We start from the raw sequence: 21,412 nt of genomic DNA, 5'->3' as shown, positions 1-21,412 counted from the left end.
AAAGCGGCGTGTGGCTTGCCGCTTGCCGCTTGTGGCTAATGGCTTTAGCTATCCAGCGCCTTGTATTTCTCGCGCAGGTGGTTACGAATCCACACTGCCGACAGGTTGAGCGTCGCGATCACCAGCACCAGCAGCAGCGCCGTGGCGTACACCAGCGGCCGCGCGGCCTCGACGTTGGGGCTCTGGAAGCCGACGTCATAGATATGGAAGCCCAGGTGCATGATCTTCTGGTCCAGGTGCAGGTACGGGTAGTTGCCGTCCACCGGCAGCGACGGCGCCAGTTTCACCACACCCACCAGCATCAGCGGCGCCACTTCACCGGCGGCGCGGGCCACCGCGAGGATCATGCCGGTCATCATCGCCGGGCTGGCCATTGGCAGCACGATCTTCCACAGGGTTTCCGCCTTGGTCGCGCCCAGGGCCAGGGAACCTTCACGCACGGTGCGGGGAATCCGCGCCAGGCCTTCCTCGGTGGCCACGATCACCACCGGCACCGCCAGCAGCGCCAGGGTCAGGGAGGCCCAGAGCAGGCCCGGGGTGCCGAAGGTCGGCGCCGGCAGCGCTTCGGGGAAGAACAAGCGATCGAGGGAACCGCCCAGCACATAGACGAAGAAGCCCAGGCCGAACACCCCGTAGACGATGGCCGGCACGCCCGCCAGGTTGTTCACCGCGATGCGGATCACCCGGGTCAGGGTGTTCTGCTTGGCGTATTCGCGCAGGTACACCGCCGCCAGCACGCCGAACGGGGTGACGATCATCGCCATGATCAGGGTCATCATCACGGTACCGAAGATCGCCGGGAAGATACCGCCCTCGGTGTTGGCTTCACGCGGGTCGTCGCTGAGGAATTCCCAGACCTTGCTGAAGTAGAAACCCAGCTTGGTGAAGGTGCCCATGGCGTTCGGCTGGTAGGCGTGCACCACCTTGCCCAGGCTGATCTCGATCTCTTTGCCGTTGGCGTCGCGGGCGGTGAGGCTGTCACGGTTGAACTGCGCGTGCAGGTCGCTCAGGCGGGCCTCGACGTCCTGGTAACGGGCGTTCAGCTCGGCGCGTTCGCTTTCCATGTCGGCCTGGGCGGCGGCATCGAGCTTGCCGTCCAGTTCCAGCTTGCGACCGTGCAGGCGGATGCGCTCGAGGCCGGCGTTGATCGCGCCGATGTCGACTTTCTCCAGGGTCTTGAGCTGGGCCGCCAGCTTGTTCACTCGCTCGATCCGCGCCTGCAGTTCCGGCCAGGCCGCTTCGCCTTCGGCGATGACCTTGCCATCCTGCTTGACGTTGACCAGGTAGCCGTAGAAGTTGCCCCACTCGCGCCGCTCGATGGCCATCAGCTCCGGCGGCGTGGTCTGGTTGGTCAGCCAGTCGCCGACGATCCAGGTGAAGTCGTTGCCGTTCAGGTCACGGTTGCCGACCTTGATCAGCTCGCGGGTCATGAACTCGGGGCCTTCGTCCGGCACCGGCAGGCCAGCGCTCTTGAGGCGTGCCCGCGGCACTTCTTCTTTCTGCACCACTTCGCCGATGACCAGGTGGTTGGCCTGGCCCGGCACGTCGTAGTGGGCATGCACCAGGTCCGCCGGCCAGAAGTGGCCCAGACCGCGCACGGCGATCACCGCCAACAGGCCGATAGTCATGATGACCGCGATGGACACCGCGCCACCGCTGATCCAGACGCCCGGGGCGCCGCTCTTGAACCATCCATTCAGGGAGTTCTGTTTCACAGACTTCTACCTTTCTTAAAGCGACGAGTATTTCTTGCGCAGACGCTGACGGATCAGCTCGGCGAGGGTGTTCATGACGAAGGTGAACAGCAGCAGCACCAGCGCCGAGAGGAACAGCACGCGGTAGTGGCTGCCGCCGACTTCCGACTCCGGCATTTCCACCGCGACGTTGGCCGCCAGGGTGCGCAGGCCTTCGAACAGGTTCATTTCCATGACCGGGGTGTTGCCGGTGGCCATCAGCACGATCATGGTTTCGCCGACCGCGCGGCCCATGCCGATCATCAGCGCCGAGAAGATGCCCGGGCTGGCGGTGAGGATCACCACGCGGGTCATGGTCTGCCACGGCGTGGCGCCCAGGGCCAGGGAACCCAGGGTCAGGCCGCGCGGCACGCTGAACACGGCGTCTTCGGCGATCGAGTAGATGTTCGGGATCACCGCAAAACCCATGGCCAGGCCGACCACCAGGGCGTTGCGCTGGTCGTAGGTGATGCCCAGGTCATGGGAGATCCACATACGCATGTCGCCGCCGAAGAACCAGTTCTCCATGAACGGGCTCATGTACAGCGAGAACCAGCCCACCAGGATGATCACCGGGATCAGGATCGCGCTTTCCCAACCATCCGGCACCTTGAGGCGCACCGACTCAGGCAGGCGGCTGAAGACGAAACCGGCCACCAGGATGCCGATCGGCAGCAGCATCAACAGGCTGAAGATGCCCGGCAGATGGCCTTCGACGTAAGGCGCGAGGAACAGGCCGGCGAAGAAGCCGAGGATCACCGTCGGCATCGCTTCCATCAGCTCGATCACCGGCTTGACCTTGCGGCGCATGCCCGGAGCCATGAAGTAAGCGGTGTAGATCGCCGCGGCCACCGCCAGCGGGGCTGCCAGCAGCATCGCGTAGAACGCTGCCTTCAACGTACCGAAGGTCAGCGGCGAAAGGCTCAGCTTGGGTTCGAAGTCGGTGTTGGCCGCAGTCGATTGCCAGACGTATTTAGGCTCGTCGTAGTTCTCGTACCAGACCTTGCTCCACAGCGCGCTCCAGGACACTTCCGGATGCGGGTTGTCGAGCACCAGCGGTTGCAGCTTGCCGCCGGCTTCGACGATCACCCGGTTGGCCCGTGGCGACAGGCCGAACAGGCCTTCGCCCTCGACCACCTGGTCCACCAGCAGGGTGCGGTGCGCGGTGCTGTGGAACACGCCGAGCTTGCCCGAGGCGTCCAGGGCGACGAAGCCCTTGCGGCGCTCTTCGGCAGTGATTTCGATGATCGGCGTGGTGCCCATCTGGAAGGTACGGATCTGCTTCAGGCGCAGTTCGCCGTCCGGGTCGCGGGCCATGAACCACTGGGCCAGGCCGCCCTTGGAAGTACCGATGATCAGCGAGATACCGCCCACCAGCTGGGTGCTGGCCGTCACTTCGGCATCGGCATCCTCCAGCAGTTTGTAGCGACCGTTGAGGCTCTTGTCGCGCAGGCTGAACACGTCGGCCTGGGCACGCCCGTTGATCACGTACAGCCACTGCTGGCGCGGGTCGATGTACATGGCCTTGACCGGTTCGGTCATCTGCGGCAGCTCGATGCGGTTCTGCTCGCTGGTGACCTCGCCGGTCATCATGTTTTCTTCGCGGGTCAGCTGCAGCACGTGCAATTGCGCGCCGCTGGAACCGGCCACCACCAGCGCCGAATCGGTGGCGTTGAGGTTGACGTGCTCCAGGGCACCGCCCTGCTCGTTCAGCACGATCGGGGTTTCGCCGTAGGGGTATTCGATGGCTGGCGAGATGGTTTTCTTGCCTTCCGGGTAGCTGACCTTATAGGTGTGGCGGAACACCAGCGCCTGGCCGTTGGACAGGCCAACCACCACCAGCGGGCTGCCCGGCTGATCCTTGCCGATAGCGGTCACGGTGGTGCCGGCCGGAATCGGCAGGTCGACTCGGCGCAGCTCGGCGCCGCTGTCGATGTCGAAGAACAGCGCCTGGCCCTTGTCGGAAACCCGCATACCGACCTGGTTCTGCTCTTCCAGGGAGAACATCAGCGGCTTGCCGGCGTCCTGCATCCAGGCTGGCGTCAGCGGGTCCTTGGCGGTCAGGTCGGCGCCCTGGAACAGGGGCAGCACGACATAGGCGAGGAAGAAGAAGATCAGGGTGATCGCGGCCAGCACGGCCAGACCGCCAACGAGGACGTACCAGCGGGTCAGGCGATCTTTCAGCGCGCGGATGCGGCGCTTGCGTTGCAGCTCAGGCGTATTGAAGTCAATGCGCTTGGGGGGAGAAGTCGGAGTCATGGTGGAGTTGGCCAGATCATTCATGCGCACACCCTAGCGATCCTGTATGACAGAAAGATGACAATGCAGTGACGCAACAAATCCGCCGCGGAGCAGAGCTGGCAGCGGATCGAAAATTGAGGGGTGTAGGAGCGAGCTTGCTCGCGATGGGAGCCGCCAGACACAGATGCTGCGTTGGCCTCGCCATCATGTCGCGAGCAAGCTCGCTCCTACAAGGTCCGGGACAGGCCCGGACCTAGGGTGTTACTTCTTTACGACTGCAGCGCCTTCCTGCAGGCCCAGGTCAGCCAGCGCCTTGGCGGCGACTTTGGCTGGCAGTGGGATGTAGCCGTCTTTCACTACCACTTCCTGGCCCTGTTTCGACAGGACCAGTTTCACGAACTCGGCTTCCAGCGGGGCCAGAGGCTTGTTCGGGGCCTTGTTGATGTACACGTACAGGAAGCGGGACAGCGGGTACTTGCCGTTCAGGGCGTTTTCTTCGGTGTCTTCGATGAAGTCGCTGCTGCCTTTCTTGGCCAGGGCCACGGTCTTCACGCTGGCGGTCTTGTAGCCGATGCCCGAGTAGCCGATGCCGTTCAGCGAGGAGCTGATGGACTGGACCACCGAAGCCGAACCAGGCTGTTCGTTGACGTTAGGCTTGTAGTCGCCTTTGCACAGGGCTTCTTCCTTGAAGTAGCCGTAGGTGCCGGATACCGAGTTACGACCGAACAGCTGGACCGGCTTGTTGGCCAGGTCGCCGGTCACGCCCAGGTCGCCCCAGGTCTTGACGTCGGCCTTGGCGCCGCACAGGCGGGTCGACGAGAAGATTGCGTCAACCTGTTCCATGGTCAGGTGCTGGATCGGGTTGTCCTTGTGCACGAACACCGCCAGGGCGTCCACGGCAACCGGGATGGCGGTTGGCTTGTAGCCGTACTTCTGCTCGAAGGCAGCCAGTTCGGTGTCCTTCATCTTGCGGCTCATCGGGCCCAGGTTGGAGGTGCCTTCGGTCAGCGCAGGTGGCGCGGTGGCGGAGCCAGCGGCCTGAATCTGGATGTTTACGTTCGGGTATTCTTTTTTGTAGTGCTCGGCCCACAGGGTCATGAGGTTGGCCAGGGTATCGGAGCCGACGCTGGACAGGTTGCCCGACACACCAGTGGTCTTGGTGTAGCTCGGGATAGCAGGGTCAACAGCGGCAACCGCGTGGGCAGTCGCAACGCCAGCAGCGACAAAAGTCATTGCCGCCATCAAACGCTTCAGTTTCATGCCTTACTCCTAGCAGATAGGGTGTGTTAAGTCGGGCCAAGTATCTGTAGGCCGTGTGAACACTCTATGGCTGAAATATGACAATTAGATGAAAGGCCAGCATTCGCGATGGAAGGCTGGCCTTTCTTTATAGAGCGTTTTGTAGCCGCTGCCGAAGGCTGCGATAGGGCCGCAGGCCCTTCTGCGCGCTGAAGACCGTCGCGCCCCTTCGGGTCGATCGCAGCCTGCGGCAGCGGCTACAGGGGCGTGCGCAAGGCCGGGATCAGCGGCCCTTTTTCCACAGGTACAGGCCGACCAGGATCCCGATGCTGCAAATAATTGCAACATAATAGGCCGGGCCCATCGGGCTCTCCTTGAGCAGCGCGGTCACCACCATCGGCGTCAGGCCACCGAAGATCGCGTAGGCCAGGTTGTAGGAGAACGACAGGCCGCTGAAGCGCACCACCGCCGGGAAGGCCTTGACCATCACATACGGCACCGCGCCGATGGTGCCCACCAGCAGGCCGGTCAGCGCGTACAGCGGGAACAGCCAGTCCGGGTGATCCAGCAGGCTGTGGTAGAAGGTCCAGGAAGTCGCCAGCAGCAGCGCGCTGCCGAACACGAATACCCGGCCGGCGCCAAAACGGTCGGCCAGCGCGCCGGACACCACGCAACCCAGGCTCAGGAACACGATCGCCAGGCTGTTGGCCTGCAACGCGGTGGTCGGGGTGAAGTGATAGACCGTCTGCAGCACGGTCGGGGTCATCAGGATCACCACAATGATCCCGGCGGACAGCAGCCAGGTCAGCAGCATCGAGAGAATGATCGCGCTGCGGTGGTCGCGCAGCACCGCGCGCAGCGGCACTTCCTCGGCCAGGGCCTTGCGCAGCTGCAGCTCGGCGAATACCGGGGTTTCGTGCAGCCAGCGGCGCAGGTACACCGAGAACAGACCGAACACACCGCCGAGCAGGAACGGAATCCGCCAGGCGTAATCGGCGACTTCGCCCGGGGTATAGATGCTGTTGATCGCGGTGGCCACCAGCGACCCCAGGAGAATGCCGGCCGTCAGGCCCGAGGTCAGGGTGCCGCAGGCGTAGCCGATATGCCGCTGCGGCACATGCTCGGAAACGAACACCCAGGCGCCCGGTACTTCACCGCCGATGGCCGCGCCCTGGATCACCCGCATCAGCAGCAACAGGATCGGCGCCCACATGCCGATCTGCGCGTAGGTCGGCAGCAGGCCCATGATCAGGGTCGGCACCGCCATCATGAAAATGCTCAGGGTGAACATCTTCTTGCGCCCGAGCAGGTCGCCGAAGTGCGCCATGACGATCCCGCCCAGGGGCCGGGCCAGGTAGCCGGCGGCGAAGATGCCAAAGGTCTGCATCAGGCGCAGCCACTCGGGCATGTCCGCGGGGAAGAACAGCTTGCCGACCACCGTGGCGAAGAACACGAAAATGATGAAGTCGTAGAACTCCAGCGCGCCGCCCAGGGCGGACAGCGACAGGGTCTTGTAGTCATTGCGGGTCAACGGACGAGCAGGTTGCGCGGGCTGCGCGACGCTCGAAGGCACAGTGGTCATGGCAAGGGCTTCTCTTATAGTCGGTTCTGGAAGCCGCAACAGCGCTGGTTGTGGCCTGGCAGGTTCGGCACGATAGCAAATTGTTCGAAAAAGCACATAGACGGGCACAATTGACAATCAAAATCAGAACCGGATGGTCGTCGCCGGGCCTGTCGACCGATATACTCGCAGGCATTGGAGCAACGCCGCCCCGGCAAGGGTTGCTGTGCGAAAACGCCGCTGGGCGCCCCAGGCGCCGACTGGGCCAGCCGGTTTCGCAGAGTTTCCCTTTAGTACGCCTTACGAAGAACGTGACGAACGTAGTATGTTCGGGCTGAATCGTTTTTCCTCAAGACGGCTATTCACCTGAAGTACCAATGAAGAGTCACGGGTCAGAGGCACCCCCGGCATGATAGAGCTCGAACAAGAAGATCCGATCCCGCAAGGCGACCTGGCCTTGCAAATCACTGCGCTTCCCCGCGAAACCAACGGCTTTGGCGATATTTTCGGCGGCTGGCTGGTGGCCCAGATGGACCTGGCGGGTACCGCCATGGCCAGTCGCGTGGCCGGCGGGCGTGTCGCCACGGTCGCTATCGACCGCATGGCATTCCTGGTGCCGGTCGCGGTCGGCGCGCAACTTTCCTTTTATACCCAGACCCTGGAAATCGGTCGCAGCTCGATCCAGATGATGGTCGAGGTCTGGAGCGACGATCCGCTGTCCAGCGAATGGCGCAAGGTCACCGAGGCGGTGTTCGTGTTCGTTGCCATCGACGGCAGTGGCCGCACCCGCTCGGTTCCACCCAGGGCCCGTTAAATTCGGCGTGGGTTAAACCCGGCGGCTGTTACGTGGTCCATAGCAGCCCTGCTTTTGAACGAGAACAGCACCATGCCTACCCCTCACGTTGAAACGGTGAAACTGGATGAACTGAACTGCTGGCGCATCCGCCACGGTCAGGCCGAACTGCTGGTGGCCCAGCAAGGCGCGCACATCCTCAGCTATCAATTGGCCGGGCAACCGCCGCTGATCTGGCTCAACGACGAGGCCGTGTTCAAGACCGGCAAAAGCATCCGCGCCGGCGTTCCGGTGTGCTGGCCGTGGTTCGGCAACTTCGCGCGCAACCCGCAAAGCGTCCAGGCCATGCGCCAGGGCAGCGAGCCGGCCGGCGCCCACGGCCTGGTCCGCGCCACCGACTGGGAACTGCTGGGCATCCAGGCCGAAGGCGAAAGTCTGCTGGTGGAACTGCAACTGCCGATCCCCGAAGGCGGGCTGCCAGGCTGGCCGCACCAGGTCGAACTGAAGCTGAGCATCCGCCTCGACGACCAACTGCACATCAACCTCACCAGCCACAACCTGGGCGACGACACGGTCACCATCAGCCAGGCGCTGCACAGCTACTTTGCGGTCAGCGATGTGCGCAAGGTGCATGTCGAAGGGTTGGACGGCCTGAATTACATCGAGACCCTGGATGACTGGAAGACTGCACAGCAGTCCGGCGACCTGCATTTCACCGGCGAGACCGACCGTATCTACCTCGACCCTCCGCCACAGCTGAGCATCGTCGACCCGGCCTGGGAGCGGCGCATCCAGCTGACCAGCAACGGCTCGCGCTCGGCGGTGATCTGGAACCCGTGGATCGCCCGCGCCGAGCAGTTCAGCGACATGGCCGACGATGGCTGGCAACGCATGCTGTGCATCGAGACCGCCAACGTGATGGATGACGTGGTGACCCTGGCGCCGGGCGCCAGTCATACCCTGGGCGTGAGCGTTACCAGCGTAGCGCTGTAACCGCCGGATTCTTCTGCAGGAGCGAAGCCTGCTCGCGATACGCGGCCAACACACCGCAAGATTTCAGTGAACCCGCGTAATCGTTGAAGTCCATCGCGAGCAAGCTTCGCTCCTACGGGGAAGGCATCACGTCTTACAGATCCGACTCCTGCACCACCCGCACTTTCTGCGCATCCAGCGCATAGGCCGCGTCGGCCAGGTCGTTGCTGACCGTCTCGATATTCAGGTGGCCGGTGACCCACAGCGGCGTGTAGATATCGTCCAGTTTCACACCCTTGGGGAAACGCACCAGCACCAGCTGATTGGGCGGCGGTGGCGGCACATGGATGCAGGCGCCCGGGTAAGGCACGAGGAAAAACAGCGTGCTGCGCCCCTTGGCATCGGACTCCAGCGGCACCGGATAACCACCGATACGGATGTCCTTGCCGTTCATGGCCGGCACGGTCTTGGTCGAATACATCACCGCCGGCAACCCCTTGCTCTGCTTCAGGCCGCCCTTTTCGGTAAAGGTGCCATTGGCTTCGGGGGAGTTGTGATCGATTTCCGGCATTTGCTCGAGGGCTTTCTGGTCCGACTTGGGCATCAGTTCGAGCCAGTCGGTTTCCGGCAGTTCGCCGGCATGGGCCAGGCCCGGGCCCAGCAGAACAAGAGTCAACAGAAGACGGCGCATGGAGGAGCTCGGCAAGAAAGGGACAAGACAACGCCGGGCATTCTAGCCCTCTCTACCTGCGCAGCAGAGAGGGCTTTGTCGCTAAATCAGTTCTTTTTGACCAGGCCGTAGATCACCAGCAGCACGACCGCGCCAACCAGCGCGCCGATGAAGCCCGCGCCCTGGCCCGCCTGGTAGATGCCCAGGGCCTGGCCGCCGTAGGTGGCTGCCAGCGAACCGCCGATACCGAGCAGGATGGTCATGATCCAGCCCATGCTGTCATCGCCCGGTTTCAGGAAGCGAGCCAGCAGGCCAACGATCAAGCCGATAAAGATGGTTCCAATAATTCCCATGGCATTTCCCTCTGTATGAGTTAGGTATGCCAAAGCCTAGTTAGCGCATTGGCATCCTGCCATCAGAGAACGGCGGCCCCGATTGGTTCCACCGCGGCCTCAGGAAGTTATTCGGCGATCAGCGCTTCGACCTTGAGGATCTGCGCCTCGAGGGTTGCCTTGTCCTTGCAGCGCAGGTTGGCGTGACCGACCTTGCGCCCGACCTTGAAAGCCTTGCCGTAGTGATGCAGGTGGCAATCGTCGATGGCGATGACTTTCTCCACCGCCGGCACTTCGCCGATGAAGTTGATCATTGCGCTCTCGCCGACCTTGGCGGTCGAACCCAGCGGCAGGCCGGCGACAGCCCGCAGGTGGTTCTCGAACTGGCTGCACTCGGCGCCTTCGGTGGTCCAGTGCCCGGAGTTGTGCACCCGTGGCGCGATCTCGTTGGCCTTGAGGCCACCGTCGACTTCAAAGAACTCGAACGCCATCACGCCGACGTAGTCCAGCTGCTTGAGCACGCGGCTGGAGTAGTCTTCGGCCAGGGCCTGCAGCGGGTGATCGCTGCTGGCCACGGACAGCTTGAGGATGCCGCTGTGGTGAGTGTTGTGCACCAGCGGGTAGAAGCGGGTTTCGCCATCGCGGGCGCGCACGGCGATCAGCGAGACTTCGCCGGTGAACGGCACGAAGCCCTCCAGCAGGCACCCCACGCTGCCCAGCTCGGCGAAAGTGCCGACCACGTCTTCAGGGCTGCGCAGGACTTTCTGGCCCTTGCCGTCGTAACCCAGGGTGCGGGTTTTCAGCACGGCCGGCAGGCCGATGCTGGCCACGGCGGCCTCCAGGTCGGCTTGCGACTGGATGTCGGCGAACGCCGGGGTCGGAATCCCCAGGTCCTTGAACATGCTCTTCTCGAACCAGCGATCGCGGGCGATGCGCAGGGCTTCGGCGCTCGGGTAGACCGGGACGAACTGCGACAGGAAGGCCACTGTTTCCGCCGGCACGCTTTCGAACTCGAAGGTCACCAGGTCCACTTCGTCAGCCAGCTGGCGCAGGTGATCCTGATCGCCGTAATCGGCTCGCAGGTGTTCGCCCAGGGCAGCGGCACAGGCGTCCGGAGCCGGGTCGAGGAAAGCGAAGTTCATCCCCAGCGGAGTGCCCGCCAGAGCCAACATGCGACCCAGTTGGCCGCCACCGATTACACCGATCTTCATCGTCAAAAACCTCAGGCGATGCGTGGGTCTGGATTGTCCAGGACGCTGTCTGTCTGCTCAGCGCGGAATTTTTTCAGCACAGTATGAAATTGCGGATGCTTGGCGCCAAGGATGCTCGCCGACAGCAGCGCGGCGTTGATCGCGCCGGCCTTGCCGATGGCCAGGGTGGCGACCGGAATGCCCGCGGGCATCTGCACGATGGAGAGCAGCGAGTCCACGCCCGAGAGCATCGACGACTGCACCGGAACGCCCAGCACCGGCAGGTGGGTCTTGGCCGCGCACATGCCTGGCAGGTGGGCCGCGCCACCGGCACCGGCGATGATCACCTCGATGCCACGCGCTTCGGCATCGGTGGCGTACTGGAACAGCAGGTCCGGGGTGCGGTGGGCAGAGACCACTTTCACCTCGTAAGGGATGCCGAGCTTTTCCAGCATATCGGCGGTGTGGCTAAGGGTGGACCAATCGGACTTGGAGCCCATGATCACGCCAACCAATGCACTCATCGTCGTGCCTCTTCTCTCTGGGCGCCCGCGGGCGCGTCAAAAACAACAAGCCACGCGGAGTGCGTGGCTTGAATGTACGAATTATGGCCGGGCGAACCGGCCGAAGGCCGCGCAGTATACCGAAAAAGGTGCATTAAACGCACTTTTGCCGACCATCTGTCATACACCATGTTTCAGGCGCAAAGCGGCGGTTTTATTGACTTCGGGGTCAGTCAGCATGGGCCAGGATCGTTGCCAGATTCCTGTAGTCGCTGCCGCAGGCTGCGATCGACGGCGAAGCCGGCGCAAAGGGGGTAATCCCACTCCTTCAGACAGACCGCGTCGCCAGGTTTTGCGGCCCCTGCGACGGAGTGCCGCCCAGAGCGAGCGCAGCCTTCGGCAGCGGCTACAGGTCAGGTGTTGCCTGTGCCCTGCGCCGCGCCACCTTCGAGCTTGCGCCACAGCAACCGGACGTTGGCCTTGCGCACCAGGGCGCAGCGGTACAGGCGGATCTCCAGCGGCACATGCCATTGCGCGCCGCCGCAGACCACCAGTTCACCGCGGGCCAGTTCGGCGCGCACGCTCAGGTGCGGCACCCAGGCAATCCCCAGGCCTTCCAGGGCCATGCTCTTGAGGCTGTCGGCCATGGCGGTTTCATAGACCGTGGTGAACCGCAGGTTGCGCTGGCGCAGCAGCTGGTTCACCGAACGCCCGAGAAACGCCCCGGCGCTGTACGCCAGCAGCGGCACGCTGGCCTCACCTTCCAGGTCGAACAGGGGCTTGCCGGCGGCATCCGCCGCGCACACTGGCAGCATCTCGGTCTGGCCCAGGTGCAGCGAAGGAAAGATTTCCGGGTCCATCTGCATGGCCGAGTCCGGGTCATAGAAGGCCAGCATCAGGTCGCAGCCGCCTTCGCGCAGGGCATGCACGGCGTCGCCGACGTTGGTCGCCACCAGCCGCGTGGCGATGTTCAGGCCTTCGTTACGCAACTGGGCGATCCAGCGCGGGAAGAAACCCAGGGCCAGGGAGTGCGCCGCGGCGACCTGCATCACTTCGCCCTGCCCGCCTTCGAGGTGATGCAAGTGCCGCAGCACTTCGCCCAGTTGCTCGACCACCGTGCGCGCGGTCACCAGGAACAGCTGCCCCGCCGCCGTCAGTTCGATCGGCGTGCGCGAGCGGTTGACCAGGGTCAGCCCCAGCGCCGCTTCCAGGCTGCGGATCCGCCGGCTGAAAGCCGGCTGGGTCACGAAGCGCCGTTCGGCGGCCTGCGAGAAGCTGCGGGTGGCGGCCAGGGCACTGAAGTCCTCGAGCCATTTGCTTTCCAGATTCATCACGTCCTCCCGGGGAACGCACCATTTTAGGTCGCACGCTTGCCGCGCAAGCGGCGTCACATGGGCATTATGCCGTTTATGCATAGGCCAGTGTTTAACAGCATTGGCCCAAATTTTCCCGCAGGCCTAGGATTCGCAGCGTTCCGGCACAGACCGGGTCCATATCGAGATGATTTCTATCATGTCCTCCGCTGCATCTTTCCGCACAGAAAAAGACCTGCTTGGCGTACTCGAAGTACCTGCTCAAGCGTATTACGGCATCCAGACCCTGCGAGCGGTGAACAACTTCCGCCTCTCCGGCGTTCCGATTTCGCACTACCCAAAACTGGTCGTGGCCCTGGCAATGGTCAAGCAGGCAGCTGCTGACGCCAACCGCGAGCTGGGTCACCTGAGCGAAGCCAAGCACGCTGCCATCAGCGAAGCCTGTGCCCGTCTGATCCGCGGCGACTTCCACGAAGAATTCGTGGTGGACATGATTCAAGGCGGCGCTGGCACTTCGACCAACATGAATGCCAACGAAGTCATCGCCAACATCGCGCTGGAGGCCATGGGCCACAGCAAGGGCGAATACCAGTACCTGCACCCGAACAACGACGTGAACATGGCGCAGTCGACCAACGACGCCTACCCGACTGCGATCCGCCTGGGTCTGCTGCTGGGCCACGACGCGCTGCTGGCCAGCCTCGACAGCCTGATCCAGTCGTTTGCCGCCAAGGGTGAAGAATTCAGCCACGTCCTGAAGATGGGCCGTACCCAGCTGCAAGACGCCGTGCCGATGACCCTGGGCCAGGAGTTCCGCGCCTTCGCCACCACCCTGAGCGAAGACCTGGCCCGCCTGAAGACCCTGGCGCCGGAAGTGCTGACCGAAGTGAACCTGGGCGGTACCGCCATCGGTACCGGCATCAACGCCGACCCGCGTTACCAGGCCCTGGCCGTCCAGCGCCTGGCCACCATCAGCGGCCAGCCGCTGGTACCGGCCGCCGACCTGATCGAAGCCACCTCCGACATGGGCGCCTTCGTGCTGTTCTCCGGCATGCTCAAGCGCACCGCGGTCAAGCTGTCGAAGATCTGCAACGACCTGCGCCTGCTGTCCAGCGGCCCACGTACCGGGATCAACGAGATCAACCTGCCAGCGCGTCAGCCAGGCAGCTCGATCATGCCCGGCAAGGTCAACCCGGTGATCCCGGAAGCGGTCAACCAGGTGGCGTTCCAGATCATCGGCAACGACCTGGCCCTGACCATCGCGGCCGAAGGCGGCCAGCTGCAACTGAACGTGATGGAGCCGCTGATCGCCTTCAAGATCTTCGACTCGATCCGCCTGCTGCAACGCGCCATGGACATGCTGCGCGAGCACTGCATCACCGGCATCACCGCCAACGAGCAGCGCTGCCGCGAACTGGTCGAGCACTCGATCGGCCTGGTCACCGCGCTGAACCCGTACATCGGCTATGAAAACGCCACCCGTATCGCCCGCATCGCCCTGGAAAGCGGCCGCGGCGTACTGGAACTGGTGCGCGAAGAAGGCTTGCTCGACGACGCCATGCTCGCCGACATCCTGCGCCCGGAAAACATGATTGCCCCGCGTCTGGTCCCGCTCAAAGCCTGACCAACGCCCGCCCTGGCCACAGGGCACCGCTCACCAGGTCGAGGGACTAGACACCTCTCACCTTTTGAGGGCTTGGAGATTCTTCTCCAAGCCCTTTTTTTTGCCTGCTCCTTTACCTGCCCTTGAAACCGCCGCGCCCGCTTCGCGGTCGATCGCAGCCTGCGGCAGCGGCTACAGATCCAGGCCTTTGCGATACTTCGCCCAGGCTTTGGCCAAGCACAACCGGCCATCAGGGTAGATAATCGACCTCCCGCCGCGACCGGCAACGAATACCAAGGCATCCCGTCGATGGACCCGACGCACATCCAGGCCCTTCAACAACTGCGCAACCTGATCCCCATCGGCCTGCGCCACGCCCAAACCCTGCTGGCCCGCTGCGCGGGCAATCCCCAGCAAGCCGCCGAGCTCTACAAGTCCGAGCTGTTGCAATTACTGATGGACAAGTCCGGCCTGCCTCCCGAGCAAGCCCGCGAACACCTGCACAACGCCGGCTACGACCTGAACCGTGCCCTGCACGCTATAGAAGAAGCACGCTTCACCCCGACCCAGCGCATCCTGCGCAAACATCACCGAGACAAGGGCCGGGCCCTGGACCTGATCGCCCAGGCCATCGAAACCGAGGAGCAACTGCCGCGCCAGTACTGGCTGGCCTTCGCGCCGCTGGAACAACTGGCACCGGCACCGCGCTGCTTCATGGTGCTCCACGAGTGGCTGGCCTTTGAGGACTGGGAAGGCTTTGACAGTGCCCTGCACTTTCACCTGCCCCAGGTCATCGCCCAATTCCGGCATCTGCAACTGGACGCCCTGGCAGACACCCTGGAACAGGCCGATCAGCGACAGAAACACCTGAGGGCGAGCCATGCCGGGAGCGACAGCCCTGCCGCGCTGGCCGCGCGGGTCAATCAGGACCCGCTCTTCAACAGCCACCAGGACACCTACGACCGCTACCGACCGCTGCTCGACGAGCGCCTGTTCGAGTGGGTGGAACAGCATATACGGCAGTTTCCAGCCTGAGCGGCGAATGGCCGGGGCGTTACCTGACATAAGGGCCTGGCCTGCCGCATCGCCAAACACAGTGACTTCATGCCGCCCCAGGAGTATCGACAAGGACTGCAACAGTTCTTGAGCAAATGCCCGGTAACCCCCGAGCCGGACTGATCCCGCTTGCAGATACTTTTCTTGAGGACCACAAACGCCCTCAAGGACTCTTTCTTCCCCTGATAAACCGATAACTTTTACTTGCTCTGTTTCATATACAAAACAAGTAAGCGATTTATCCCGCTTTTTGCGTTACCTGAACAAGCACCGACTTCTTGCAACTTCCCAGGCTTTGCCCGGGCAGTGTGCAATTTCGTGCCAAATAAGAAACCACGTTTCATATATGGAACATTTCATTTTCAACTAAATAAATACAACTCATTAATAAACAAGGACTTTTAAACTAAAACATCGCGTTATAAAGCACTGGCATTGTTCATGCACTAAACGGCGTATCACCTATAAAACAGACCAGAGTACCTTCCCAATGGCTGTGAAAGAGATGTACGCCGTCGCCCCTCAATGGAATAAGCCCGCTCCCAAGGAAGATCTGGAGCCGACTGAAATTGAATTTCGCAATGTCGGCAAATGTTTCCCGGCCAAGGGCCAATCCGCAGCGCCATTCGCTATTCGCGAGGTGAACTTCAAGATTCGCCGGGGTGAAGTGGTATCGATCATCGGCCCTTCCGGTTGTGGCAAGAGCACCATCCTCAATATGGGTTCCGGCCTGTATCGCCCCAGCGAAGGCGAGGTGTTCGTCAGCGGCGAGCCGGTCACCGGCCCGGTACGCCAGGTCGCCTTCATGTTGCAGAAAGACCTGCTGATGCCCTGGCGCAGCATCCGCCGCAACGTCGAACTGGGCCTGGAGATCCAGGGCGTGCCCGCCGCGACCCGGCAGACCGTGGCCAACGACCTGCTCGAACGCTGCCACCTCAAGGGCTTCGCCGATCACTACCCGTTCCAGCTGTCCGGCGGCATGCGCCAGCGCGCGGCCCTGGCCCGGACCCTGGCCATCGACCCGCAGGTGCTGTTCCTCGACGAGCCGTTTTCCGCCCTCGATGCCCAGACCAAGATGATCCTGCAACAGGACATGGCGCGGATGCTCTACGACGAAAAGAAGACCGCCCTGTTCATCACCCACGACCTGATCGAAGGCATCGCCATGTCCGACCGGTTGCTGGTCATGAGCGCCCGCCCCGGCACCATCATCGAAGAAATCAACATCGACCTGCCGTTTCGCGACAACCCTCTGGAGCGCCGCAAGCTGCCGGAAATCGGCCCGCTGGTGGGCCGCCTGATGGAGTTGCTGCAAGTCGGCGCGGACACCGAACTGCACTGATCACCGCCCTCGCGGCCCCCAACCGATTCAGGAGTCCCCATGCTCAAGTCTCTGTTTCAACGTCTTTGCGCATTCAGCCTGGGCCTCGGCCTGGCCTGCACGGCCCAGGCCCGGACCGACGTCACCTACCTGCTGCCGGCACCGCCCAACTCGCCGGCCTTCGCGCCCTGGATCATCGCCAAGGAGAAGGGTTACTACGCCGCCCAGGACCTCAACCTGACCTTTATCGCCGCCAAGGGCGGGGTCGACGTGGCCAAGCAGATCGGTGCCGGTAATGCCTTGCTCGGCGGCGCCATCGGTGACACGCCGATCGTGGTCCGGGCCAATGGTATTCCGGTGCGCGCCGTGGCGGTGCTGGGCTCCGGCGGGGTGACCATGATCGCCACCAACGCCAAGGAAAATATCGAGTCCATCACCGACCTCAAGGGCAAGACCATGACGGTGATGTCCTACTCCGACACCACCTACTACGCCCTGCTTGCCTCGCTGCGCAAAGCCGGCCTGAGCAAGACCGACGTGAATATCCAGGCCGCCGGGCCGGCCGGGGTCTGGCAGCTGTTCTCGGCCGACAAGGCCCAGGCCATGGCGGGCGTGCCGGACTGGGTGGTCAACGCCGAAGAGGCCGGGGTGCGGATCAAGCTGATTCCCCAGGCGCAGATTTTCGAAAGCATGGCCCAGGCGATCCTCGCCTCCGACGACGCCATCAAGAACCAGCCCAAGGTCGTGCGCGGCGTGGTCCAGGCCACCCTGCAAGGCATGCGCGACATCATCCAGGACCCGCGCGCCGCCGCCGTGACCTTCGCCAAGGCCGTGCCGGCCTACGCCGGCAAGGAAGACTCGCTGGAGAAGGTTTTCAAGCTTTACGTCGAGCATGTCTACGCCAACCAGCGCGTGCTCGGCCACATCGATCCGCAGCGCCTGGACAAGGTCCGCCAGTTCTACGTCAGCGAAGGCATCGTCAGCCAGGAGCCCAAGCTCGAGGACCTGTTCACCAACCAATTCGTCGACAGCCCGGTCGCCGCGCAATGAGCCACCGGGACAACAAGGTACGCACATGATGAAAAGCCTGAATAACTCCATGCTCGGCAGCGCCGCGCTGCTGGTCCTGTTCCTGGTGCTCTGGCAATGGGGCCCGGGCCTGCTCGGCATGCCCGAATTCGTCATGCCGCAACTGAGCCGCGTGGCCCAGGAAAGCCTGGTGATGTGGCACAGCGGCGGCCTGCTGCAACACACCCTGATCACCGCGCTGGAGATCATCGTCGGCTTCGGCCTCGGCGCCCTGCTGGGGGTGGTGATCGGCGTGTCCCTGGGCCTGTCGCCCGCCGCCGAAGCCATGTTGTCGCCCTACATCCTGGCCCTGCAGATCGCCCCGAAAGTCGCCTTCGCGCCGCTGTTCGTGATGTGGCTGGGCTACACCATCTACCCGAAGATCCTGATCGCCATCCTGATCGTGTTCTTCCCGGTGATGATCAACGTGCTCTCGGCGATCCGCACCGTCGATCCGGACATGATCAACCTGGTGCGCACCATGAACGCCAGCCGCTGGCAGATCTTCCGCCTGGTGGAGTTCCCCTCGGCCATGGCCGCGCTGTTCTCCGGCCTGCGCATCGCCTCGACCCTGGCGGTGATCGGCGTCACCGTCGGCGAGCTGGTCGGCGGCAACCAGGGCCTGGGCTTCTTGCTGGTGGACGCCGAGGGCCAGGGCAACACTGCCGGGGTGTTCGTCGCCATTGTCATGCTCACCCTGATCGGGGTGATCGCCTACGGCGCCGTGGTCTGGGCGGAAAAACGCGTCCTGCACTACATGCCCAAAGCCATGCTGAGCACCCAATAATGAACAGCCAGAATCTTCTGCTAGAAGGGCGCCGGGTGCTGGTCACCGGCGGCGCCCGTGGCCTGGGCTACGCCTTCGCCCAGGCCATCGGCCGGGCCGGTGCCCGGGTGGTGATCGCCGACGTGCTGCAAGAGCGCGTGCAGCAAGCCGCCAGCGAACTGCAGGCCCAGGGCCTGGACGTCCAGGCTGTGACCCTCGACCTGGCCCAACCGGCCTCCATCGACGCCTGCATCGCCGCCACCCTGGACCTGCTCGGCGGCCTCGACGGCCTGGTGAACAACGCCTCGATCACCAACTCCGGCGGCAAAGGCTGCGAAGAACTGAGCATCGACACCTGGGACCAGGTGATGCAGGTCAACGTGCGCGGTACCTGGCTGATGACCACCGCCTGCCTGCCGGCCCTGCGCGCCAGCGGCCACGGCGCCATCGTCAACCTGGCCTCCGACACCCCGCTGTGGGGCGCGCCGAACCTGCTGGCCTACGTCGCCAGCAAGGGCGCGATCATCGCCATGACCCGCAGCCTGGCCCGCGAGCTGGGCGCCGACAACATCACGGTCAACGCCATCGCCCCCGGCCTGGTGCTGGTGGAGGCCACCGCCTACGTGCCCGAGGCACGCCACCGTTTGTACAACGACCAGCGGGCCATCCAGCGCCCGCAACTGCCCGAAGACGTCAGCGGCGCCGTGCTGTTCGCGCTGTCCGACCTTGCCCGCTTCATCACTGGACAAACCCTGCCGGTCAACGGCGGGTTCGTCATGCCTTGATCTGGAGACTGTCATGACCGATCTATCTGCCCAAAACGCCACCCCGAAAAGCTGGGACCGCCCTGCCGGCGCCAGCCTGGAAAGCTGGATGAACACGCGCATCGCCCGCTACCAGACGCGCAAGTACGACTGGGACGCGCTGAAGTTCCAGGCCGACTACGACCCGAAATTCCGTCGCGCGCAAATGCGCTACATCGGCACCGGCGGCACTGGTGTCAGCAGTGACATGAACACCATTGCGTCGGAGCACTTCACCTTCTCCACCATGGTCATCCCGGCCGGCCACGAAGGCCCGCCACACCTGCACATCGACGTCGAGGAAGTGTTTTTCGTGCTGCGCGGCAAGCTCAAGGTGGTGCTGGAAAAGGATGGCGAGCGCTTCGAGACCATCCTCACCGACCGCGACGTGATTTCCGTGCCGCCGGGCGTGTACCGCGAAGAAATCAACATCGGCGACGAAGACGCGCTGATGTGTGTGATGCTCGGCGCGAAAAAGCCGATCACCCCGACCTATCCGCCAGAGCACCCTCTGGCCTCGATCAAGCGCGGATAAGCCCATGTTGCCAGGCCTCTCTCAACCCGTATCGACAGCGGACCTCCAGGCCCGACTGGCCCGCGACTTTGTCCAGCGCCTGGTGCCCGTGGCCGGCGGCCGGCAGGCCCTGCGCGAATGCGGCGCGGGCCCGGCGATCGTGCTGCTGCACGGCATCGGTTCCGGGGCGGCGTCCTGGCTAGAGGTGGCCCGACAGCTGGCGCCCCAGGCCCGGGTCATCGCCTGGGACGCGCCCGGCTACGGCGATTCCAGCCCCCTGGAATCCCCCGCGCCCAAGGCCGAGCACTACGCCGCCCGCCTGGTGCAGATGCTCGATGCCCTGGACGTCGAGGAATGCGTGCTGGTGGGGCATTCCCTCGGCGCGCTGCCGGCCCTGGCCTTCGCTCGCAGTTCACAGGCGAGCCGGGTGAGTCGCCTGGTACTGATTAGCCCGGCCCGGGGTTATGGCGCGCCGGAACGCGGCGAGCAGCGCCAGCTGGTGCGCCGCCAGCGCCTGGAGAACCTGGAGCATCTGGGGATCGCCGGCCTGGCCGAACAACGCAGTGCCCACATGCTCTCGCCCAACGCCGCGCCGCAGGCCCTGGCCTGGGTGCGCTGGAACATGGCGCGGCTCAACCCCGCGGGTTATCGCCAGGCCATCGAGCTGCTGTGTGGCGACGACCTGCTGCGCCACGGCCAGCCCGGCATGCCCTGCGAAGTGCATTGCGGCGAAGCCGACCGCATCACCCCGGCCGAGACCTGCCTGACCCTGGCCAAGGCGCTGGGCGCCAGCTTCAACCTGATCGCCGACGCGGGCCACGCCAGCCCCATCGAACAACCGCTGGTGGTCGCGGGCCGCCTGGCCTTTGCCATCAAAGAATCCCTGACAGGTAGAACCCTATGAACGACTCCGATCCGCTGAAGGACGCTCAGGACAAATACATAGTGCCGGGCCTGGAGCGTGGCCTGTTGCTGCTCTGCGAGTTCAGCCGGCGCAACCGCACCCTGACCGCGCCGGAACTGGCCCGCCGCCTGGCCCTGCCGCGCTCGACCATCTTCCGCCTGCTCACCACCCTGGAAACCATGGGTTTCGTCACCCGCAGCGGCAACGAATACCGCCTCGGCATGTCGGTGCTGCGCCTGGGCTTCGAATACCTGGCGTCGCTGGAGCTGACCGAGCTCGGCCAGCCGCTGCTGGCGCGCCTGTGCGACCGCCTCAACTACCCGAGCAACCTGGTGGTGCGCGACGGCCGCTCGATCGTCTACGTGGCCAAGGTCTCGCCGCCCTCGGTGTTCTCCAACGCGGTCAACGTCGGCACCCGCCTGCCGGCCCACGCCACGGTGCTGGGGCGCATCCTCCTGGAGGACCTGTCCCTGGCCGAACTGCGCGAGCTGTACCCCGAAGAGCATCTGGAGCAGTACTCCCACAGCACGCCGAAAACCGTGCTGGAGCTGTTCGACATGGTCCAGGCCGACCGCCAGCGCGGCTTTATCAGCGGCGAAGGTTTCTTCGAATCGGCGATCTCCACGGTGGCCGCGCCAGTGCGCGACCAGAGCGGGCGCATCGCCGCGGCCTTGGGCGTGACCATCCCCACCACACAGATCGGCCACGTCAACTTCGAGGAACTGCTGTCGCAGGTCCGCCGCAGCGCCGACGAGCTGTCGCGCCTGCTCAACTACAACGGCGTGGCCCACGACGGGCAACAGCGCGTGACCGCCTTGATGAGGGATTGA

General features: G+C 63.9%; 20 protein-coding genes. 11 read left to right on the top strand and 9 right to left on the bottom strand.

Annotated features, from left to right (window positions below):
* Positions 1 to 44: 44 nt before the first annotated feature.
* The 4 genes from pstA to AC07Y9_RS09315 all read right to left on the bottom strand — a co-directional run bounded on the left by pstA (position 45) and on the right by AC07Y9_RS09315 (position 6,795).
* Positions 45 to 1,715, bottom strand: coding sequence for a phosphate ABC transporter permease PstA (pstA, locus tag AC07Y9_RS09330; protein WP_007928524.1), 1,671 nt, complete (start codon positions 1,713 to 1,715; stop codon positions 45 to 47).
* A 15-nt stretch (positions 1,716 to 1,730) separates the two neighbouring features.
* Positions 1,731 to 4,016, bottom strand: a complete 2,286-nt coding sequence (locus AC07Y9_RS09325; protein ID WP_102680257.1) for an ABC transporter permease subunit — start codon at positions 4,014 to 4,016, stop codon at positions 1,731 to 1,733.
* 219 nt (positions 4,017 to 4,235) lie between these two features.
* Positions 4,236 to 5,234 carry a phosphate ABC transporter substrate-binding protein PstS family protein gene (locus tag AC07Y9_RS09320; protein WP_007928520.1) on the bottom strand — a complete coding sequence of 333 codons (999 nt, stop codon included), beginning with the start codon at positions 5,232 to 5,234 and terminating at the stop codon, positions 4,236 to 4,238.
* A 262-nt stretch (positions 5,235 to 5,496) separates the two neighbouring features.
* Positions 5,497 to 6,795: an MFS transporter gene (locus tag AC07Y9_RS09315; protein ID WP_102680256.1), complete on the bottom strand. Its 1,299-nt coding sequence runs from the start codon at positions 6,793 to 6,795 to the stop codon at positions 5,497 to 5,499.
* A 388-nt stretch (positions 6,796 to 7,183) separates the two neighbouring features.
* On the opposite strand from AC07Y9_RS09315, the gene AC07Y9_RS09310 reads away from it, so the two are divergent.
* Together AC07Y9_RS09310 and AC07Y9_RS09305 are read left to right on the top strand one after the other, a co-directional pair.
* Positions 7,184 to 7,588: an acyl-CoA thioesterase gene (locus AC07Y9_RS09310; protein WP_003229628.1), complete on the top strand. Its 405-nt coding sequence runs from the start codon at positions 7,184 to 7,186 to the stop codon at positions 7,586 to 7,588.
* 72 nt (positions 7,589 to 7,660) lie between these two features.
* The gene (locus tag AC07Y9_RS09305; RefSeq protein WP_053263274.1) at positions 7,661 to 8,560 is read left to right on the top strand and encodes a D-hexose-6-phosphate mutarotase; all 900 of its coding nucleotides are present in this window, start codon (positions 7,661 to 7,663) and stop codon (positions 8,558 to 8,560) included.
* Positions 8,561 to 8,693: 133 nt separating this feature from the next.
* On the opposite strand, the gene AC07Y9_RS09300 is transcribed toward AC07Y9_RS09305, so the two are convergent.
* The 5 genes from AC07Y9_RS09300 to AC07Y9_RS09280 form a co-directional block, all read right to left on the bottom strand.
* A complete protein-coding gene (locus AC07Y9_RS09300) occupies positions 8,694 to 9,230 on the bottom strand; it encodes a DUF3299 domain-containing protein (RefSeq protein ID WP_102680255.1) in 537 nt (178 codons plus the stop codon).
* Positions 9,231 to 9,316: 86 nt separating this feature from the next.
* Positions 9,317 to 9,562, bottom strand: a complete 246-nt coding sequence (locus tag AC07Y9_RS09295) for a GlsB/YeaQ/YmgE family stress response membrane protein (RefSeq protein WP_007928514.1) — start codon at positions 9,560 to 9,562, stop codon at positions 9,317 to 9,319.
* A 107-nt stretch (positions 9,563 to 9,669) separates the two neighbouring features.
* Positions 9,670 to 10,752 carry a 5-(carboxyamino)imidazole ribonucleotide synthase gene (locus tag AC07Y9_RS09290; RefSeq protein ID WP_007928513.1) on the bottom strand — a complete coding sequence of 361 codons (1,083 nt, stop codon included), beginning with the start codon at positions 10,750 to 10,752 and terminating at the stop codon, positions 9,670 to 9,672.
* 11 nt (positions 10,753 to 10,763) lie between these two features.
* Positions 10,764 to 11,255 carry a 5-(carboxyamino)imidazole ribonucleotide mutase gene (gene purE / locus AC07Y9_RS09285; protein WP_007928512.1) on the bottom strand — a complete coding sequence of 164 codons (492 nt, stop codon included), beginning with the start codon at positions 11,253 to 11,255 and terminating at the stop codon, positions 10,764 to 10,766.
* A 392-nt stretch (positions 11,256 to 11,647) separates the two neighbouring features.
* Positions 11,648 to 12,565 carry a LysR substrate-binding domain-containing protein gene (locus tag AC07Y9_RS09280; RefSeq protein WP_009041373.1) on the bottom strand — a complete coding sequence of 306 codons (918 nt, stop codon included), beginning with the start codon at positions 12,563 to 12,565 and terminating at the stop codon, positions 11,648 to 11,650.
* A gap of 181 nt (positions 12,566 to 12,746) precedes the next feature.
* Here AC07Y9_RS09280 and aspA point away from each other — a divergent pair, with 181 nt between their 5' ends.
* The 9 genes from aspA to AC07Y9_RS09235 all read left to right on the top strand — a co-directional run bounded on the left by aspA (position 12,747) and on the right by AC07Y9_RS09235 (position 21,412).
* A complete protein-coding gene (aspA, locus tag AC07Y9_RS09275) occupies positions 12,747 to 14,171 on the top strand; it encodes an aspartate ammonia-lyase (RefSeq protein WP_007928510.1) in 1,425 nt (474 codons plus the stop codon).
* 288 nt (positions 14,172 to 14,459) lie between these two features.
* Complete coding sequence (locus tag AC07Y9_RS09270) at positions 14,460 to 15,185, top strand: hypothetical protein (protein ID WP_102680254.1); 726 nt, start codon at positions 14,460 to 14,462, stop codon at positions 15,183 to 15,185.
* A 526-nt stretch (positions 15,186 to 15,711) separates the two neighbouring features.
* Positions 15,712 to 16,548, top strand: coding sequence for an ABC transporter ATP-binding protein (locus AC07Y9_RS09265; protein ID WP_256580964.1), 837 nt, complete (start codon positions 15,712 to 15,714; stop codon positions 16,546 to 16,548).
* Positions 16,549 to 16,587: 39 nt separating this feature from the next.
* Positions 16,588 to 17,577: an ABC transporter substrate-binding protein gene (locus AC07Y9_RS09260; RefSeq protein WP_102680252.1), complete on the top strand. Its 990-nt coding sequence runs from the start codon at positions 16,588 to 16,590 to the stop codon at positions 17,575 to 17,577.
* Positions 17,578 to 17,605: 28 nt separating this feature from the next.
* Positions 17,606 to 18,382 (top strand): ABC transporter permease, encoded by a 777-nt coding sequence (locus AC07Y9_RS09255; protein WP_007928506.1) that lies wholly within the window; start codon positions 17,606 to 17,608, stop codon positions 18,380 to 18,382.
* Entirely contained in the window at positions 18,382 to 19,146 is a 765-nt protein-coding gene (locus AC07Y9_RS09250) for an SDR family oxidoreductase (RefSeq protein ID WP_102680251.1), read from the top strand. The genes AC07Y9_RS09255 and AC07Y9_RS09250 overlap by 1 nt, the downstream gene beginning before the upstream one ends.
* Positions 19,147 to 19,159: 13 nt before the next feature.
* Positions 19,160 to 19,699 carry a cupin domain-containing protein gene (locus AC07Y9_RS09245; protein WP_007928504.1) on the top strand — a complete coding sequence of 180 codons (540 nt, stop codon included), beginning with the start codon at positions 19,160 to 19,162 and terminating at the stop codon, positions 19,697 to 19,699.
* A gap of 4 nt (positions 19,700 to 19,703) precedes the next feature.
* Complete coding sequence (locus AC07Y9_RS09240) at positions 19,704 to 20,582, top strand: alpha/beta fold hydrolase (protein ID WP_102680250.1); 879 nt, start codon at positions 19,704 to 19,706, stop codon at positions 20,580 to 20,582.
* On the top strand, positions 20,579 to 21,412 hold the full coding sequence (locus tag AC07Y9_RS09235; RefSeq protein WP_007928502.1) for an IclR family transcriptional regulator: 834 nt from the start codon (positions 20,579 to 20,581) through the stop codon (positions 21,410 to 21,412). Before AC07Y9_RS09240 ends, AC07Y9_RS09235 begins: the two co-directional genes overlap by 4 nt.

The organism is Pseudomonas sp. GW456-L12, assembly GCF_059424045.1.
The sequence above is the reverse complement of the archived record's forward strand: the minus strand, read 5'-3'. Positions and strand labels throughout refer to the sequence as shown.